The organism is Permianibacter fluminis (genome assembly GCF_013179735.1).
GTDB lineage: Bacteria > Pseudomonadota > Gammaproteobacteria > Enterobacterales > Permianibacteraceae > Permianibacter > Permianibacter fluminis.
Map to the genome: position 1 here is coordinate 1,627,366 of NZ_JABMEG010000001.1, position 18,336 is coordinate 1,645,701.

11 protein-coding genes are annotated in these 18,336 nt (G+C 58.0%); 7 read left to right on the forward strand and 4 right to left on the reverse strand.

Features of this window, described 5'->3' with window-relative positions; all coding sequences use genetic code 11:
* Positions 1-196: 196 nt before the first annotated feature.
* The gene (gene ppnN / locus HPT27_RS07005) at positions 197-1,594 is read left to right on the forward strand and encodes a nucleotide 5'-monophosphate nucleosidase PpnN (RefSeq protein WP_172240920.1); all 1,398 of its coding nucleotides are present in this window, start codon (positions 197-199) and stop codon (positions 1,592-1,594) included.
* A gap of 60 nt (positions 1,595-1,654) precedes the next feature.
* A complete protein-coding gene (locus HPT27_RS07010) occupies positions 1,655-3,679 on the forward strand; it encodes an amidohydrolase family protein (protein ID WP_172240923.1) in 2,025 nt (674 codons plus the stop codon).
* Positions 3,680-3,792: 113 nt separating this feature from the next.
* Here the strand turns inward: HPT27_RS07010 and HPT27_RS07015 are convergent, their stop codons facing one another.
* Together HPT27_RS07015 and HPT27_RS07020 are read right to left on the reverse strand one after the other, a co-directional pair.
* Positions 3,793-4,479, reverse strand: a complete 687-nt coding sequence (locus HPT27_RS07015; protein ID WP_172240926.1) for a PEP-CTERM sorting domain-containing protein — start codon at positions 4,477-4,479, stop codon at positions 3,793-3,795.
* Positions 4,480-4,813: 334 nt separating this feature from the next.
* Complete coding sequence (locus HPT27_RS07020) at positions 4,814-6,769, reverse strand: methyl-accepting chemotaxis protein (protein ID WP_172240929.1); 1,956 nt, start codon at positions 6,767-6,769, stop codon at positions 4,814-4,816.
* Between the two features lie 561 nt (positions 6,770-7,330).
* On the opposite strand from HPT27_RS07020, the gene HPT27_RS07025 reads away from it, so the two are divergent.
* On the forward strand, positions 7,331-10,267 hold the full coding sequence (locus tag HPT27_RS07025) for a tetratricopeptide repeat protein (RefSeq protein ID WP_172240932.1): 2,937 nt from the start codon (positions 7,331-7,333) through the stop codon (positions 10,265-10,267).
* A gap of 107 nt (positions 10,268-10,374) precedes the next feature.
* Here HPT27_RS07025 and HPT27_RS07030 read toward each other — a convergent pair whose 3' ends face one another.
* Positions 10,375-11,238, reverse strand: a complete 864-nt coding sequence (locus tag HPT27_RS07030) for a DUF5694 domain-containing protein (RefSeq protein ID WP_172240935.1) — start codon at positions 11,236-11,238, stop codon at positions 10,375-10,377.
* 406 nt (positions 11,239-11,644) lie between these two features.
* Here HPT27_RS07030 and HPT27_RS07035 point away from each other — a divergent pair, with 406 nt between their 5' ends.
* Positions 11,645-12,388 (forward strand): class I SAM-dependent methyltransferase, encoded by a 744-nt coding sequence (locus HPT27_RS07035; protein WP_172240938.1) that lies wholly within the window; start codon positions 11,645-11,647, stop codon positions 12,386-12,388.
* 208 nt (positions 12,389-12,596) lie between these two features.
* Positions 12,597-14,750, forward strand: a complete 2,154-nt coding sequence (locus tag HPT27_RS07040) for a tetratricopeptide repeat protein (RefSeq protein WP_172240941.1) — start codon at positions 12,597-12,599, stop codon at positions 14,748-14,750.
* Between the two features lie 47 nt (positions 14,751-14,797).
* Here HPT27_RS07040 and HPT27_RS07045 read toward each other — a convergent pair whose 3' ends face one another.
* Positions 14,798-15,586, reverse strand: coding sequence for a hypothetical protein (locus tag HPT27_RS07045; protein ID WP_172240944.1), 789 nt, complete (start codon positions 15,584-15,586; stop codon positions 14,798-14,800).
* A 186-nt stretch (positions 15,587-15,772) separates the two neighbouring features.
* On the opposite strand from HPT27_RS07045, the gene HPT27_RS07050 reads away from it, so the two are divergent.
* Positions 15,773-16,231 carry a Rid family detoxifying hydrolase gene (locus HPT27_RS07050; RefSeq protein ID WP_172240947.1) on the forward strand — a complete coding sequence of 153 codons (459 nt, stop codon included), beginning with the start codon at positions 15,773-15,775 and terminating at the stop codon, positions 16,229-16,231.
* A gap of 269 nt (positions 16,232-16,500) precedes the next feature.
* Entirely contained in the window at positions 16,501-18,264 is a 1,764-nt protein-coding gene (locus tag HPT27_RS07055) for a DUF885 domain-containing protein (RefSeq protein WP_172240950.1), read from the forward strand.
* The last annotated feature ends 72 nt before the right edge of the window (positions 18,265-18,336 follow it).

Below are 18,336 nucleotides of genomic sequence, written 5' to 3' on the forward strand. Positions count from 1 at the left end.
CGCGCAGACAAACGATGACATCGGGAGCTATAGTTTTAGCGAACGTTTGTTTCAGACGACTCAGAAGTACATCCTGACGGTTTGTGAATCACCGTAACATGCCGCCCCGATAATTTGTCTCGACAGCCTTGTGCATTACCAGAACGACATCACCAGGAAAGCATTACCAGAGAAGTATCACCAGGACGGCATCGACATGACCGCAACCGCACCGCAATCACATGGCAATTACGCCACCGTCAACGCCAGCATTCGGCCCAAGGGCCGTTTGGAGCTGCTGTCGAAACTGGAAATCGACAAACTGCTCGATACCAGCCAGCGTGGCCTGCACACGGTATTTCGCAATTGCACGCTGGCCGTGCTGAGCAGCGGCAATGATCTGGATAGTGGCAAAGAGCTGCTTGAGCGTTATCCCAACTTCAATGTCCAGATCATCCAGGAGGCGCGTGGCATCAAGCTGGAGATCAGCGGCGCGCCGGCTACGGCCTTCGTCGATGGTGAAATGATCCGTGGCATGCGCGAGCATGTATTCTCGGTGTTGCGCGATATCATTTATGTCAGCGACGAAATCGCCGAGAACCCGCGGTTTGATCTGGCCGCCAGCGCCGGCATCACCGATGCCGTGTTTCACATTCTGCGCAACGCCAAAGTGCTGCGGCCGGGCGCCGAGCCGAATCTGGCGGTGTGCTGGGGCGGCCACTCGATTTCGCGCGAGGAATATGACTACACCAAGCTGGTCGGCTATCAGCTCGGTTTGCGTGGCCTGAATATCTGCACTGGTTGTGGCCCCGGTGCGATGAAAGGGCCGATGAAAGGCGCCACCATCGGCCACTCCAAGCAGCGTATCAGTGGCGGTCAGTACATCGGCCTGACCGAGCCCGGCATTATTGCCGCCGAGGCCCCGAACCCCATCGTCAACAATCTGGTGATTTTGCCGGACATCGAAAAGCGTCTGGAAGCGTTTGTCCGGGTCGGTCACGCCATTGTGATTTTTCCCGGTGGCGCCGGCACGGCAGAAGAGATTCTGTATCTGCTCGGTGTCTTGTTGCATCCGGCCAATCAGGCGATGCCGTTCCCGCTGATTTTTACCGGGCCGGCATCAGCTGCCAGTTACTTCGAACGCGTGCATGAGTTCATCGGCCACACGCTTGGTGCCGGGGCACAAAGCCGCTACCAAATCATCATCGATGATCCGGTCGCGGCAGCGCAGGCGGTGCAGGCTGGCATTGCTAAGGTGCGCGAGTTCCGGCGCAACAACAGCGATGCCTATTGCTTCAACTGGCTGCTGCAGATTGCGCCGGCCTTTCAGCAACCGTTTGTGCCGACCCACGCCAGCATGCGGGCGCTTGATTTGCACAGCGGGCAGCCGGCACACGAGCTGGCGGCCAATCTGCGACGGGCATTTTCCGGAGTCGTGACCGGCAACGTGAAAGAGCAGGGCGTGCGCGCCATTGAGCAACACGGACCGTATGAAATCAGTGGCGAGGCGGCGATCATGACGGCGATGGATGCGCTGCTGGCGCAGTTTGTCGCGCAGGGCCGAATGCGTTTGCCGGGCCGTGCTTACACGCCTTGTTACCGGATTGTGTGCTGAGCCGATTCCGGCTGGGCAATACTCGCCGTCCACATCCGCTGTGCTGACCTGGAGGGGTTCATGAAATCTGTCGTGCTGACCTTGCTTGCGAGTTTGTCGCTGCCTCTGCTGGCCGAGGAAACGGTCCAGTATCATTTCATCAACAACTGCAAAATCGAAGGCGGGCAAACCGTGGTCTATCACGACGACGGCTCGGCCGATGTCGATTTCCAGTTCAATGATCGGGGTCGCGGCCCCATGATTCATGAACGCTACCGGCTCAATGGGGCCGGCTTTTTGGCTGAGCTCGCCGTCAGCGGTCACTCCTATCTCGGCGCGCCGGTCGATGAAACGTTCACCTTCGCCGATGGTGTGGCCAGCTGGCGCAACGGCGTCGATGATGGCAGCCGCCGGTCTGCAGAAAACGCCTTTTATGTCTCGATGAACGGCACGCCCGCTGGCTATGTCGAACTGGTCCGGGCGGCGCTGCGACAACCCAAACAAACGCTGGCGCTGTTCCCGAGCGGCGAACTGACGGTCAGGAAAATCAAGACGGTCGACGTGCCGGTCGGTGATGGCAGCCAGCATGCCAATTTGTATTCGGTACACGGACTCGGGCTGACGCCGGATTTGATCTGGCTGACCGATGATCAGCGCTACATCGGCTTCTCCAGCGACTGGAGCAGTTTGATTCTGGCCGGTTGGGAAAAAGCCATGCCGACGCTGCAAACCGAAGCGGAAGCCATCGACCGCGGTTTCTATGCCGAGCTGTCCAAACAGGCGAGCCGTTCGCAAACACGCTTGCTGCGCGTGCGCAACGTCCGGGTGCTGGATGTCGCCGCCGGCACTGTGGGCAAGCCGCAGGATGTCTGGGTTCGCGACGGCAAGTTTGTCAGCGCCGATGAAGCCAGCACGCAGCACGGCGGTTACGACAGCATTGATGCCGGCAATGGCGTGATGATGCCGGGCTTGTGGGATATGCATTCGCATCTGTTCGACAACTCGGCGGTACTCAATATTGCCGGCGGCGTCACCAGTATTCGCGATCTTGGCAACAAGAAAGAGCAACTCGATGATCTGATTGCTCGCATCCAGAGCAAGGCCATCGCCGGACCGAATGTCTACCGCGCTGCGCTGATCGATGCCGAGAGCCCGTTCCGGGCGCCGACCGGCGTAATCGTCAAATCGCAGGACGAAGCCTTGCAGCAAATCGATGAAATTGCCAAGCAAGGCTATCCGCAGATCAAGTTGTACAGCTCGGTACCGCCGGCGTGGGTCGAGTCAATGGCCAAGCGTGCGCACGAACGTGGCATGCGTGTCAGTGGTCATATTCCGGCATTCATGAGCGCGTCTGAGGCCGTGACCGCCGGCTATGATGAGATTCAGCACGTCAACATGCTGTTCCTGAATTTTTTGGCCAGCAAGACGGATGACACCCGAACACCGCTGCGTTTTACGCTGGTTGGCGACAAGGCCGGCCAGCTGGACCTGACCAGCAAACCGGTGCAGGATTTTGTCGCGCTGCTGAAGCAGCACAAGACGGTGCTCGATCCCACCGTTGGTATTTTCGTCGCGATGTATTCCCATGAAAAAGGCAAACCCAATCCGTCCATTGCCCGTGTCTTTGACCATTTCCCGTTGACGGTGCAGCGCAGTCAGCTGGCGCCGGAAATGGATATCAACGACAGCAATCGCGCGGCCTACAAGCAAGCCGCGCAGGCGCTGTTGAAAATGGTCAAGCTGATGTACGACGCCGGCGTGCCGATTGTTGCCGGCACCGATGATCTGGCCGGTTTTGCTCTGCACCGGGAGCTGGAACTCTATGTCGAAGCCGGCATTCCGGTCGCAGATGTCCTGCGCATTGCCACGCTCAATGCTGCAGCGATTGCCGGCGCGGGCGCCAGCAAAGGCCGGATCGCGCCCGGCTATGACGCCGACTGGGTGTTGCTGGCAGACAATCCGCTGCAAGATATCCAAGCGCTGCGCAAAGCCCGTCTGGTGATGAAAGGCGACAGCTTGTATGAGCCAGGCAAAATTTTTGCCGGCATGAGCATCAAAGGCTTTACCGATGGCCCGGCACCGGCGGTCGTGATGGCCAAACCTTAAGCGGCGATGGGCTCCGGCGTTGAAAGATTAAACCTGACAAACCAGTCCGCCTGCATCCGTCCGACAAAACAAAACCCGCCGAGGCGGGTTTTGTTTTTCCGCATGGGCAACGATTAGCGCTGACGGCGCTGCCAGCGGCTGGCACCGAACAAGCCGCCCAGCAGCAGCAGCAACGTGGTCGGTTCCGGGACCGGCACATCGGCCGGCGTGAACGTGGTGTAGGCATCGCTGATTTCGGTTTGGCCGTAGTTGGTCAGGTCGTAAAACGCGCTGCTGTCGTAGTAGGTGGCATCGGTGTCGAAGAAAAAGAAGTTCGACGACAGGCCGGCACCGAGGCTGGGCGCCCCGGCATCATTGAGGAAATAGAAATTGACGTAGCCGCCGTCGACTCCAAACAGATAGGCCGAGGAGGGCGCGATGTCGCCGAGGCCATCGATGCGGTAATTGGCGTTGTAGCTGTCGGTGACAAAGCCGCCAATGCGCCAGGAGTAAATGGCTCCGGCCGAACTTTCATCATTGAATACCCGCCAGTAAAAATCGTAGGTGCCATCGTCGGCGAGCACCACCCGGTTCTGGACCGTGCCGGAAACCGTGCCGCCATATGCGCTGAACGAGAACGCGGTCATCACGTCTTCGACGATTGTGCCGGCCAGCCACGGCTCATTGGCCGAGGTCGTGCCGCTCAGATCGACAAAGGTATCCGGTATCAGCAAATCGGCCTGACTGGCCTGACTCCAGAGCAGGCTGCCGGCAAAAGCCGCTGCCAGACCGCGTTGCCAGTTCTTTGCAAAGCCCTTCATGTCACAACTCCTTTTGTTCCATTGGTTGGGTAAAGCGGGTTAGGTAAAGCGTTACGATTCGAGCCATCGACGTCCGGCATATATCGGTTCGAAAAGCACGCTGTGCGCCGCACCGGTGCCGAGCTGTCGATGCCAGAACTGTCGGCACCAGAATTGTCAGTACCAGAGTCGACACAGCAAGTGCTGTACCGGCTCGAAAAATTGCCGGCCATTCAGCGACTTATGAGCCTATCGTCAGCCGGTCTGCCCGGTCGCTGTCAAATCCGCCGACAGCGAGCGTTGTTACTTGCCTAGGCGCTACCTGCCAATTGGCGGAAGGCGCAGCGGCGCCGGCTTACACCCGAAAGTGCGCGACGACGTCCTGCATGCCGTCGGCCAATCGTTTCAGCTCATCGATGTTGCTGGCGGTGGCATCGACGCTGTCGCTGTTCTGCCGGGTGACGGTGGCAATGCCTTCGACATTTTCGCTGAGCAGTTGGTTGGCGTCGGTTTGCTGCGACAGCGCCAGTGAGATCTCGTCGATCGCGGCGCGCGCGGTATGCGCGGCCTGCCGGATGTTGGCGATTTCGCTCATCGCTTCATTGACCAGCGTGACGCTGTGGCCGGCCCTTTCGGCGACGCCACTCATGTTGTTGACCACGCCGCTCGTGCCTTTTTGAATCGCGTCAATCATGTCGGCAATTTCCCGGGTCGATTGGCTGGTGCGGTGCGCCAGCTGCCGCACTTCATCAGCAACCACAGCAAAGCCGCGGCCCTGTTCACCGGCCCGCGCGGCTTCGATAGCGGCATTGAGCGCGAGCAGATTGGTTTGATCGGCAATGCCCTTGATGACATTGACAATGGTATGAATCTGTTCTGACTGGCTACCCAGCTCGCGAATGGCGCGCGCCGAATCATCAACCAGCGTCGAAAGTTCGCGGATGTCATCGGTAACGCGCTGTACGACCTTTTCACCTTGCTCGGCGTACTGGCTCGATTCCATCGACAGATCGGTGGCGCGCTTGGCGTGCTCGGCAACCTGGGCAATGCTGGTGGTGGCTTCGTGAATGGCCGCGCTCATCGTGTGGGTGGCGCCGCTTTGCTGATGCGAATTCTCGACGATGGTCTTGGCCGCTGTGGCCAGCTGACCGGCCAGTACCAACACCTTGTCGGCGTGCTCACGAATGCCGCCGATCAATTCCCGCAAATGCGCCTGCATGTACTGAATGCCGGCCAGCAGACTGTCCTGATCATTGGCTCGCAGCTGCAGCGTTTGCTGCAGATCACCTTCAGCGATCGCCCGGACACTGGCGCGGGCATACTCCGGTTCACCGCCGAGCCGGCTCAGCACGCCGCGCAGAATGTTCATCGCCAGTGCGATGGCCAACACTTCCAGAATCAGGGAGCCGGACAACACCAGCCATTTGCGACTGACCAAGCCATCGACGCGGCGACTCAGCATGGTCTCAAGGCCGGCGGAGGCGCCGTCGTAGAGCTCCAGATTGGCCTGCCGCAGCGTCTCGGTCAGCTGCGTAAATTGCTCGGCATTGGCGCTGTAGTCACCGCCGGTGAAGTGCGCTTTCAGATAATCCTGCAGCGTTTGTGCAGCTTGATTGTAATCGCTGACACCTTGCTTCACCGTAGCAGGTAAATCGCCAGCACTGTTGTTCTCGTAAGCGACAGTGCTGTCGTAATTGATGCCGTCAGTATTGGCCTGCAACAGGCCGGCTAACACCACCAGCTGGGTTTTCTCGTCGGCGGTGATGGCATTGCGGGCCGCAATGCCCAGCCCGTGCTGTCGAAGCTGCCAGAGCAAATCGAGCCCATCCGACAGCTTCAGCAACACCATGTCCATGATGTAGTAGCTGTCGAGATCCGGATCCAGAATCAGGTTGGAGGTATCGCCAGCGCGGGCAATCAGCGCGCGTGCGGCCGCCACCAGCTCAACCCCGGCGGCCGCATTGTTCGCCTGGCGCATGGCCGCAATCGCCAGCTCGGCCCGGTGAAAAATCTCTGCGGAATTGAGCGCTTCACCATGGCGTTCCTGCAGCGGCGGCAGCAGTTGCCAGCGGCGTTGCAGGCCATCGAAATCGATGGCTTGACTGCTGTTGGCGGCCAGTCTGGCCGCACCGGCTTGATCGAGGAAGGGCTGCAAGGGCCGCAGATACTGCGTGCCGACAATTTCCTTGCGACTGAAATCGATCGCGATGCTCATCTGGTCCAGCAGCAGATAACCGACCCAGAGCAGCGGCAACACCAGCACCGCGCCGACAACGAGAAACTTGGCCCGCAGGCCCAACTGGTGGAACATGGCCGTGACTCCCCTACAGCACACAACGGCAGTACGTCACTGCGGCAAAGCCGCGTTCCACTAAGCACTGATAGCGTAGTTCGTTCTGCGCCAAACGTGAGCGTTTGACCTGTACGCCTATGTGAGTACGCATGTACAGCTAGTAGTCAGGTGAACGGATTTTGCACGCGACCGGGACAGGTGTATCAGTGCAATCGGTTATGACGTACCGGTTTCGGCACGCGTTGCCTGATAATCAATCGCTTGGGCCGTGCCATGACTTCATCATGACGTCCGCGATTTATTTGCCGTCAAGACGTCGCAGTCAGCTCGTGCCGCCAGTCACCAGCCCGCGAATACGGCTGTACAAAAAACATCCGACAGCAACGTCATCTCCCTGCGACTCCTGCACGCGGTAATTTTATGTTGCCGCGACTTGCCAATTACCGTTGGCTTGGGTTGCAATGCCGGCGCTGCGGATTGCCGCCTGATCTGTACGGGCAGTTCCGACAAACATTTGCTGCGTTGCCGGCTTTGAACAAGAGTGGACATGATGTCCCGCATGGATATGAGGAAATTGGTGTGACCGAGACCGTCGATATAAAAACCATACACCCGGAGCTTGAGCCGGTATTTGAAGCGCCAAAACAGTTCAGCTACTTCGGCATTGGTACACGCTTGTTTGGCAAGCGCGATTTCAATAACCAGAGTCGCTCACATGTCGCCACGCTCTGTTTCACCTTGTTCTTTGTTCCGATCTTCCCGTTGGCAGCCTATCGGGTTGCCCAGCATGGCTCGGATCGTTACGTACTGGGCAAGGTGCCAGTGTCGGCATTCGCAAAAAAAGCCGGGGTTGCCGCGGTCTCAGCGCTGCTGCTTACCGGCGTGACAACCGCCATCATGGCGTATCTGGACTCACCTTCTTATCAAGCTCGGAACAAGCTCTCGCAGGCAGAAGATTCCATCAATGCTGGCCACTACGCCGCCGCAGCGCAGCTCTATAAAAGTGTCTTCGACGGCGCCCCGGCGGAATTCAGTAATCAAGCCAAGGAGTCCATGAAGCGACTGCTGAGTCATGAACGGATCGGCGCGATTCCTGACAGCGAGCTGGCCGAGACCATTAAGACCATTCGGTCCATTCCGTCCTCGCATCTGCGGCTGAATGACCAACAACTGCTAGCCGACACCAAGGCAAGGCTGACCGCAATCCAGCAGACCGCGCCGACGGAAGCCCATCAGCTGTATCACAGCATCGCTGATCTGGCGGCTGACGACATCGCGTTTCAGCAGATGGATGAGCCGCTGCTACGCGCCGTTCTGGGCCAGAACCCCGAGCAGGTGGATGCGGTTGTTGAGTTGGCGCAGCTATTGGTCACCCGCGGCGATCACGCAGCGGCATTGGCAATTCTGCAACCGGTAGAGGCAAAGCTGGGCAGCAGTGACGGCGCTCGCATACTCGGTCAAGCCTATGTTGCGGAAGGCGACTTCCAGCGTGCGTATCCATTACTCTCTGCCTACATGGCCGACCGGTTGAAAGCGCTGAACAGTGCCGAAAAGCATTACTTTGATCTGCAAAAGAACTTGTGGGATGCTGAATTCGACAAGCTCAACAAAGGCAAAGGACCGCAAAGTTTCTACTCTCGCTACGACAAAACGCCCGAGGCAGAGCGGCAGGCACTGGTCAACGAGTATGTAGCCAACCAGGTGCGTGGCAATAAAAAGTTGGCGGTAGCTTTGGAGGCCTATCGAGACAAGGCCAAGGTTGTTCCAGTGGCGCTGGATTACGGAATCGTGTTGCTACGTCGCGCGGAGACCATGACGGATGCGGCGGCGCGAGATGCCGAGCTGAAGCACGCGGAGTCGACTTTTCTGGCGATTAACGGCGTGGTCGGTGACAGCGATGATTATCGTCTGTATTTGGGCCAGGTTTACTATTGGCTTGGCAAGCATGAGGACGGCCACAAGCAATTCGATGAGTTGCTGAACAAATACAAGCGCAGCCAGCAGGCGCTGTTGTCGGTGGCCAATATTCTCCGCAACATCGGCATGAACGCCGAGGCGACCGAGCTGGCGAAGGAGTCGTATGACGCCGCCAGTGACAAGGTGAACAAGTACGCCGCCGCCCAGCTGTTGGCACTACTGGCTCAGACGCAAAAGGACCGGCTGTTCTGGTTGGAACGCGCCGATCCGACGGCGCCATCGGTGGTTATGGATTTGACCTCAGAAAAGGGGTACGCGGCGGAGCGGGATGGCAACGGCAAGAAAGCGGCCGAGTTTTACCGCGAGGCGATCAAGCAGGCATCGGTGCTGCCGGCCAGCGCAGCGACCTACAACAATACCGCGCTGATCTATCTGGCGTTGCATCGGGTGTCCGGTGAGCAGCGTGCGCTTGCACAGGGCATTGAGCTGATGGAGAAGGCGGTCGAACTGTCGCCGTCTGACAGCATTTTGCTCGGCAATGTCGCCAGCTATCTGATGACCAACGGACTTCGGGAAATATTTGCCGGGAAAGTCGATTTTGCCTTGCTGCAGACGGACCCGTCGCTGGATGACCTCGGCTTTCTTTATGCAGATCAGCGTGGCTACGAACAGTATCAGGCCAGTGTTGGTAGCAATCCACTGATAAAGCGGGCAGCGGATTATTTGAAAAAAATCGTGTTGCTTGCACCAAAAGAGGCACGCAATTACTTCAGTTTGTATCAGTTGGCGTCCTTTACCAAGGATACGGAGCTGATGAGCTATATCAACGGCAAGCTGGAGCAGAATGCCGTTGATCTGGTGGCGATAAGAAAGCAATACGATGACTACATCCAGCACGCGGATCAGGCCGAAACTGAAAAGTCCTTGCGGCAACAGATTGCATTTTACCGAGCCCTGAATCAGCAGGCACAAATGTCAGCAATGACACGTGCCGTGGCGCAATCCAAGCTGGCCGAGCTGCTTTTGCGGCAGGTTCAGGATGGTGCACTGGCCAGTGCTGATGAAGCGGTGCAATTGCTGGAGTCCGCTCAAAAGCTGCAACCATCAAGCGCATTGAGCAGTCAGTTGGTGACCGCATTGATGACCCAGGCAAGTCTGGCTGTTGCCAGACAGTCAGTCGGCTACCGTCAGCAGCGCGAACGCGCGGGCCGGAACCTGACCGATGAGAGCCTTGCGGCGCTTGCGTTGTGTAAAAATGAAGCTGATGCAAAGTTGTTGCAGGAGCATGCATCGTCGCAACGCGCGTTCGATATCGTCGTCCACGACATGCAGCTGTTCCCGAAGGCGACTGGGCTGACTGACTGGGCTCTGGTTGTCCATCAACGACCGGAGACCGCTGAGCGGATTGCCAATAACGTTCGGGTGGCACCAGAAAGCAAGCTGGCGGACGCCATCGCCAGAAAGCTCTATGCCTACAGCACTCATGCGGCGGTTGGCAGCTATTTGTACAACAAACTCAACGGTGAAGTCCTGAGCGCGGACAAGGTACTCGCCGAATACGCACAGCAGCAGACGTATTTGCCGAGTCAGTTGCTGTAAGCGAAGTCAGTATCTCTACAGTGTTGTCCGCAGGCGACAGCCACCACTTCGGTGGCTGTCGCCTTTCTATTTTTCGCACCTCGCCCATCTTGGCCTTGCGTTAGAATTCAGAGATAGGGCACCACCGGCTCTTCGACCAGTCGCGTGTCGATGCGGAGCAGGTCACGCAATATGGCGGTGTGGCCCTGGCCGGCGATCACCAGCACGCGTTCGCCGGGCGTGGCGACGAGCTGGATATTGGCGTACATGCGGAAATTGCGTTGCCACCAGCTGGCGCTGGCATCGGCACCCAGATATTTCCCGTCACTGGCGCCGACGGCATTGGTCAACAGATACATGTCCTTGTTGAGCCGGTCCTCCTCCGGCGAGTTATTCACCAGCAACAATTCGCGCAAGCTCAAAGTCTGATGCTGGTGCTGAAAACGCGCTGACAGCGAGTCAATCAGATTCTCCATCGCTTTCATGGCTTCCGGATCGTGTTCTTGCATGTAGGTCCAGTAGTCGCTGTTCCAGTTGACATTGCGTTCGTCGAAACTGCTGACCTTGCGGAGCCCTGCGAGTTTGGCGACGCGAAAGCCCAGTTGGTAGATCTCGTTACGTTCGAGCTCGAACTTCCCAGCCAGATAATCCTGGTAACGCTGATTCATTTGCGCTTCGTTTTGCGGATCGTATTCGAGCAGAACCTTCGTTGGCTTGAATGTGCTGAGACGCTCGGTCAGCGCCTGCAGGTAGGCTTGCGAGGCGGGTTTCAGCACGTCGATGGTCTCGAACTTCACCGCGTCCAAGCCGGGGTTGTTGAAATGAAACAGGCCGAGCAGCATGACCTTGGCGGGTGCGGCCGAGCTGGTCGTTGTCGATGGCGTGGCCGATTTTGGTGCTACGGGCGTGGTTTCGGCTGCAGCCTGAGCGTTGCTGAATGCAAGGCTGAACAGCAGCGTCAACGCGGTCAGTGTGGTGGATAGCTTTTTCATGGCGTTTCCTTATCGGGGCAAGTCGTGCTGGTGCTGGGACGCCGCTTTTCGCGCATGGGTTTGTACCGTTGCCGAGAAATTTCCTGACGCATTGCAGCAAGGTCGGCTGGCAATATTCACGGACAGCGCAATTCCTTGCGGTCGCGGCGCTATATTGCCGCGCATCGGATCGCCGGCGCGGTATTCGCGAACCGTGTCAGCGCTGGCGGTTGCTGGCTTGCCGTGGTCGCTGGCGTGGGTGGCCGCGGGTTCGAGATGGTTTCGGGTTCGGCGGGAGCGTTCGACAGGAATGTTCGAAATGAATGTTCGAGATCGGCGTTAGGTTCGATTAGTCCAATCAGTTGGGCGCAGCGGCGGAGCCCAACATCAGGAACGCGATTTCAAAATCGGCGAAAAGGAGAGCGAGATGAAGATGCATGCAGTGTTAGGTGGTCTGCTGATGGCGGCGGCCAGTCTGGTCTGTCAGGCCGAGGTGAATCTGGCAGCGCCCGGCCGCAGTGAAGCCGATTTGAAGCGCGATGAAACCAGCAAGCCGCAGCAGATGCTGGCGCTGATGAATATCAAGCCAGGCGCGGTTGTGTTCGATCTGCTCGGCGGTGGCGGCTATTTTACCGAACTGCTGTCGCAGGCCGTTGGGCCGAACGGCAAGGTCTATTTGCACAACAACAAGGCTTACATGCCCTATGTCGGCAAAGAACTTGAGGCACGGCTTGCCGGCAACCGGCTTAAGAATGTCGTGCGTTACGACAAGGAAGTGGACGATTTGGGCCTGGCCGAAAACAGCGTGGACGCGGTGTTTTTTGTCATGGGTTATCACGACATGTACCACGTCTCCGAGAACTGGAAAATTGATCCGGCGCAGCTGATGGCTCAGATCCGCAAGGCGCTGAAACCCAATGGCCTGATGCTGGTGGTTGATCACAATGCCAACCCCGGCACCGGCATTCAAAGCGGCCAGGAGCTGCATCGCATCGAAGCGGCCTACGTCAAGAACGAGCTGGCAAAGTTTGGTTTTGAGTTGGTGACCGCCAGTGATGCCCTGCAGAATCCGCAGGACGACCACAGCCTGTCGGTTTTCGACCCTGCCATCCGCTACCACACCGATCGGTTCGTCTTTGTCGTCAGGAACAACAAGGCCGCGACGAAGTAGGCCGTCTCTTCCTCGTTTCATCTGGCGCGCTGCAGCGAGCTGACCAACCCGCCCTGCAGCGCCCGTCATTCTGTTGCCGTTTTGCCGCACTGGCTCAACCTCGTAGTCCGAACCGTGCTCGGCCGAAGCCGGGCGACCTTTGCTATTGTCCGGATCAGCCGGCTACACTGGCTCCACACTCCAGAGGGAACCGGAGCCTCGCCAGGCCATGCTAATGAAGCTGCTGTCCGAGCTGCGTCGTCGCAATGTCATCAAGACGCTGGCGATTTACACCGGTGTTGTTCTCGCCACCCTGGAAACGGTTTCAGCACTGTTTCCGATGCTGAATCTGCCGCCGATTTACGCCACCGTTGTCGCCATCGCTCTGCTGGCCGGCTTTCCGGTGGTGTTCTACATCTCCTGGTTCTTTGAACTCACCGACGAAGGCCTCAAGCGCACGGCGCCCAGTGAGGAAGCCGCTGTCACCACGCTCGGATTGGCGCAGTGGTTTGGTTTGATGGTGATTCTGATCGGCTCGGTGCTGATCGCCTATCTGCTCTATACCCGCATTGCCGCCGACATGGCCAGAACGGCCGAAGGCCAGAGCAAGGTGGCAGTGGCGCCCTCCATTGCCGTGTTGCCGTTTCGCGATCAGAGTCCGGAACGCGATCAAGGTTACTTCGCTGAAGGTCTGGCGGAAGAATTGACCAGTCTGCTCGGTCAGCGTCCCGGCCTGCAGGTGGCAGCGGCGAGCTCCAGCTTTATTACCGCCAGCAAAGGCATGACGCCGGTCGATGCCGGCAAATCGTTGGGCGTGGCGACGGTGCTGACCGGCAGCATCGTGGTGGCGGGTGATCGGTTGAAAGTGATTGTCGAACTGGTCGATGCCACGGATGGCAAGACGCTGTGGACGCAGAGTTTCAGTCGCACGCTCAGCGACATGTTTGTCATGCAGGAAGAGATCGCTCGATCGGTTGCCAATTTGCTGGAAGATGTTTATCTCGAAGCTGGCGCAGTAAAAAGCAGCGCCAAAACGGCCAGCTCGGATGCCTATGTGTTGTACCTGAAAGGCCGCGAGCAATACCGCAAGCAAACGACCGAAGCGATGAAGGACGCTCGCAAGCTCTTCGAGCAGGCAATAGGCGTCGATCCGGAGTATGCCCAGGCCTATGTCGGCTTGGCCGACAGTCTGGTGCTGCTGGCCAGTGGCAAAAGCAAACTCGGCATTCTGGATCCGGGCATTGCGGCCAGTCTGGCCGAACAGAATCTGGCGAAAGCGTTGGTGCGAGCACCGGAGCTGGCCGATGCCTATGCCATTCAGGGCAAGGTGTTCGAGCTGCAGCAGAAAGTCGACGAAGTCATTCCGGCTTATGACAAAGCGCTCAGCTTGAATCCCAATCTGGCAATCGCTCATATGTGGAAGTATCTGGCACTGGAAAAAGCCGGCCGCCACATCGATGCCTTGGATTCATTGGAGCATGCGTATCGGCTCGATCCGTTGTCGGTGACGACGATGTTCAACCGTGCATTTGAGTTGTCGCGGCGTGGCCGCTTTGCCGAAGCACGGCAACAGTTCGAGCAACTGATTGATCAGTATCCGTCTTCGCCGATGGGCCATCAGGGATTGGCGGATGCGGCATTCCGCAATGGCGAACTGGCGCTCAGTCTGGCGCACTGGCACAAGGCCATGCTGATCTCGCCGGACAACGTCAATTTTCAGCAAGCCTATGTTTCGATGCTGCTTATGTTGGGTTTGTTGGATGAAGCCAAACCGTTGGCAACCGACAGCTACTACACCGCAACCCGATTATTGCTGAGCGGTGATTATCCGGCCCTGTTCAAGGAAATGGCGTTTCAATTGCAGGCCAATCCCGATGACCCCTGGGTGGCGTTTGAAGCTGGCTGGTATGAATATCTGGTCGGTGATGCGAACCGTGGTCAGCAGTTGCTGCTGCAAGCATTGCCCGAGTTGAGCCAGACGGATCTGCTGTCGGCGCCGATGCCGATGTGTAGTCCCGGCATTGAAATCGCCTATGCGCTGCAACAAGCAGGGCGCCAAGCTGAGGCCGATGCGTTGGTGCAAGCCTGTGCCGGGCGCCTGACCGATGGCGTCAGTCAAGGCATTGTCGACATGCAGCAGAGCTATCTCAGCGTTCGCATCGAAGCGCTGAAAGGCAATGACGAGGCAGCGCTGACGGCATTGGAGTTGGCGTTTAGCCAAGGTTGGCGGGAATGGTGGACCGCGCGTGATCCGGTGCTGAGCCGGATTCGGGCGCTACCGCGCGCGCAAGCGGTGTTTCAGCAGATTCAAGCAGCGGTAGCGACCGAGCGTGACAAGGCGAAAGCGTTGGTGCTGAACGAAATTGCCGGTAAGAAATCCTGAACCGTTTCAGCGACAAAAAAAGAGGGCTCATCGGAGCCCTCTTTTTTTCAACGGTTTTGCTTTCGGTAACGCATTAGCAGTACGCCGAAGCCGCTCAGCAGCAAGATCAATGCATCGGGGCTTGGCACGCTGATCGGGCGATCAAACACCAGAATACGCGCCCAACTGGTGTAGCTGGTGCTCTCGCTGAGCCAGCCAATCTGACCGCAGACCATTTCCTCGCCGGTATGATCTTCATTGTCGGCCATGTCGCAGCGGTACGGATCCAGAATGTTGCTGTAATGGAACAGCGTGTAACCCTCTGGTGCAATTTGTGTGAACGTGAACCAAGCATCGTAAGCGCCAGGGCCCATATCCGGTGGCATCACGGTTTGCAGGAAAGCGCCGCTCAAATCCGAGCTGGTGTAATCCCACTCATGGCCCATGCCAGCAATATGCCAGTTCAATTCATACAGCGCACCGTTGATCTCATAATCCGTTTCGCCCATCAACTCCAGCAGGTCGCCGACATAAAATTCGTAATGACAATCGGTGTGGAACTCGCCACCGGTATCGGGCCGAATGATGTTGTCCCAGCAATCGGCCGGCGGCGTGGCGTAGGCCGGAAAGTGCAGACTGTTACGGGAGTAGCCGCCGATGGACGTGCCGCTGACCACGCGGCTGGCGCGATAGTCGAGTGTGGCGAGGTCATACAGCCGGTAGGTTTCGTTGAATGAATCCTGCTGGGTTGAACCACCGCCGCTGCGGATCAAAATCGCATTGGCATCGGTAGCAATGGCCGACATCAGCACGGCCGTAAGCGTTGTCAGCAGTTTGGCGGAGAACGACCCTTTCATTGTTGCAGCTCCTTGCATGATGGGTTCTGGGTGCTCGGGAAGCACGCGCCGCAGTATAGTTCATGACCAAAGCGAGCGCTGATCTGATGCTGATGCAGCGCAGCAGCGAGCAAACATCGTGCGGATTCGGGCGATATGGCCGATGAATGTCGCCGATAAACGAAGCGATTTGTCAGGAGTTTTTACATGCGCAGCTTATCTGTCATTTTTGTGGCGGTGATCGCCCTGTTGGGAAGCCGGCTCGCTTTTGCCGAGCAAACCCCGGACGTGAAGTTTCTGAACTCCGGCAAAGTGCTGCCGACGAACTTGCCCTTTTCGGAAGCGGTACAGGTCGACAAGCTGCTGTATCTGTCCGGCCAGATTGGCGTCGTACCCGGCACCATGGCCCTGGTGCCGGGGGGCATGGCCGCCGAAGCCAAACAGACCATGGACAACATTCGCAGTGTTCTGAATGCCAATGGCTATGACATGAACGATCTCGTCAAATGCACCGTCATGCTCGCGGACATGGCGGAGTGGTCGGCGTTCAACGCCATCTACAAGGGCTACTTTTCCGAGCACTTCCCGGCGCGCAGTGCGTTTGGCAGCAATGGTCTGGCCTTGGGCGCACGGGTCGAGGTCGAGTGCATTGCCGCCCGGAACTGAGCCAGCCGTGGCAAATGTGTCCGACGGCCCCGACGGGTCGCATTTCGAAATACATTTTTGCTAGGTGGATTGGGGCATCCGGCTTAGTCTCGCTCGACGCTTCGGGCGACAGGCGGGACGGGATCCCCGCTCACCTGAACGCTCGAGTCGCACCGTAGTTTGCGGTCAATGCGCTGCAGTTTTTACCGTAGCGAAGTGGTCCTTTTTGCAGCAAGCCGGGCATTGAATCAACCCGGTTTTCGAAGTCATCCTGTTTGTTGGAGTACACCATGCGTCATTTCAAAAAAGCCCTCGCCCTGAGCCTGGCCTTGGCATTGTCTGCGCCGTCCTACGCTGATCAGGACTGGATCAGCCGCAGTAATGATCAGTCCCAGAAACTGCTCAATGTCATGGCCAAGTATTCGCCCGAAGGCGCCAGCCAACTGGGTGTCGATGGCTACGACGAAGCTATTACCGATTTGTCCCATGATCAGTTCGATGAATCGGTGGCAGAGATTCGCGGCGTCATCGCCGAGCTGCAAAAGCAGCTGGCCGAAGAAACCGATTTGCGTATTCGTCAGGACTTGGAAATTCTGATCGGGTCGGCCAACGACCAGATTTCCAGCAGCACGCTCAATCGCAAATACTTTTTCCCCTACATGGATGTCACCGGGCTGATTTTCGGCGTGGTGCAGCAGACGCTGGACCCGCGCATTCCGAAAGAGCGGCAGCTGACGTTGCAGGCCCGTCTGGACAAATATACCGGCATGGCCAAAGGCTTCCGGCCGATTTCTGAACTGGCCATCGAGCGTACGCTGGAGCGCATCAAGGCCGAGCCAGGTCTGCTTGGTCCGTTCATTGGTGAAATCGAACAAAACCAGCGCAACGCGCCGCAGCTGCTGAAAGGCATCAAGGATCTGCTGGCCACCAGTGGCCTGCCCAACTGGAAGAAAAGCTACGCCGCGCTGGAAAAACAGCTGACCGCGTACAACAAGTGGGTCGACAAGGAGATTCTGCCGCGTGCTCGCAAGGACCATTTGCTGCCAGCCGAAGTCTACGCCGACAACCTGCACCAGTTTGGTGTCGACATCACCCCGGACGATCTGATCGCCAAAGCGCTGACCTCGTTTGCCGAAATCCGCAACCAGATGACGATTACTGCGGGTTTGATCGCAAAGGAACGCAAGTTTGATGACGCCGATTACCGCGCTGTCATGCGCAAGCTGAAAGCCGAGCAGATCCCGGCTGACAAGGTCATGCCGCTGTACGCGGACCGACTGGCCCAGATTGAAAGCGCCATTGCCGCGAATCACATCGTCGCGCTGCCGGATCGCAAGGCTGTGATCCGCTTGGCCAGCCCGGCAGAAAATGCCCAGCAACCGGCGCCGCACATGAATCCGCCGCGCCTGCTTGGCAACACCGGTGAATACGGCGAGTTTGTCCTGACCACGGCGATGCCGCCGGATGCCAGTGGCAAGAGCAAAGTGTTCGATGACTTCACTCATCAGGCCGGCACCTGGACCCTGACCGCGCACGAGGCCCGGCCGGGTCATGAGCTGCAGTTTGCCAAGATGATCGAAACCGGTGTCTCGACCGCACGCGCTGTGTTTGCTTTCAACAGCGTCAACGTCGAAGGCTGGGCGCTGTATGCCGAAGCCGAAATGCAACCGTACGAACCGCTCGACGGTCAGCTGTTCGCCCTGCAGGCGCGGATGCAGCGTGCCGCTCGTGCGTTCCTTGATCCCATGGTCAACCTCGGCCGCATCACGCCGGAAGAAGTGAAGAGTTTCCTGATGAATGAAGTCGGCCTGTCCGAAGGCATGGCAACCCAGGAAATGCAGCGCTACACCTTCCGCGCACCGGGCCAGGCGACTTCGTATTTCTACGGCTATCAACGGCTGATGGAAACGCGCCAGCTTGCCCAGCTGATGCTGCGCGACAAGTTTGATCGGCAGGCGTTCAATGACTTTGTTTTGGCTCAGGGTCTGGTGCCGCCAGCATTGCTGCGCAAAACCGTGCTGACCGACTTTGTCCCGGTGCAACTCAAGAAATGAAGTGATTCAACAAGACCTAAATCGTCTGAAACAACGGCTGCGTCATGCAGCCGTTTTTCATGGCGGCTGATT

Bases quoted from the DNA above. Each gene is read 5' to 3' on its own strand.
- HPT27_RS07040 (WP_172240941.1), top strand. From the start codon at position 12,597: ATGCTAATGAAGCTGCTGTCCGAGCTGCGTCGTCGCAATGTCATCAAG.
- HPT27_RS07035 (WP_172240938.1), top strand. From the start codon at position 11,645: ATGAAGATGCATGCAGTGTTAGGTGGTCTGCTGATGGCGGCGGCCAGT.
- HPT27_RS07045 (WP_172240944.1), bottom strand. From the start codon at position 15,586: ATGAAAGGGTCGTTCTCCGCCAAACTGCTGACAACGCTTACGGCCGTG.
- ppnN (WP_172240920.1), top strand. From the start codon at position 197: ATGACCGCAACCGCACCGCAATCACATGGCAATTACGCCACCGTCAAC.
- HPT27_RS07030 (WP_172240935.1), bottom strand. From the start codon at position 11,238: ATGAAAAAGCTATCCACCACACTGACCGCGTTGACGCTGCTGTTCAGC.
- HPT27_RS07055 (WP_172240950.1), top strand. From the start codon at position 16,501: ATGCGTCATTTCAAAAAAGCCCTCGCCCTGAGCCTGGCCTTGGCATTG.
- HPT27_RS07010 (WP_172240923.1), top strand. From the start codon at position 1,655: ATGAAATCTGTCGTGCTGACCTTGCTTGCGAGTTTGTCGCTGCCTCTG.
- HPT27_RS07050 (WP_172240947.1), top strand. From the start codon at position 15,773: ATGCGCAGCTTATCTGTCATTTTTGTGGCGGTGATCGCCCTGTTGGGA.
- HPT27_RS07015 (WP_172240926.1), bottom strand. From the start codon at position 4,479: ATGAAGGGCTTTGCAAAGAACTGGCAACGCGGTCTGGCAGCGGCTTTT.
- HPT27_RS07020 (WP_172240929.1), bottom strand. From the start codon at position 6,769: ATGTTCCACCAGTTGGGCCTGCGGGCCAAGTTTCTCGTTGTCGGCGCG.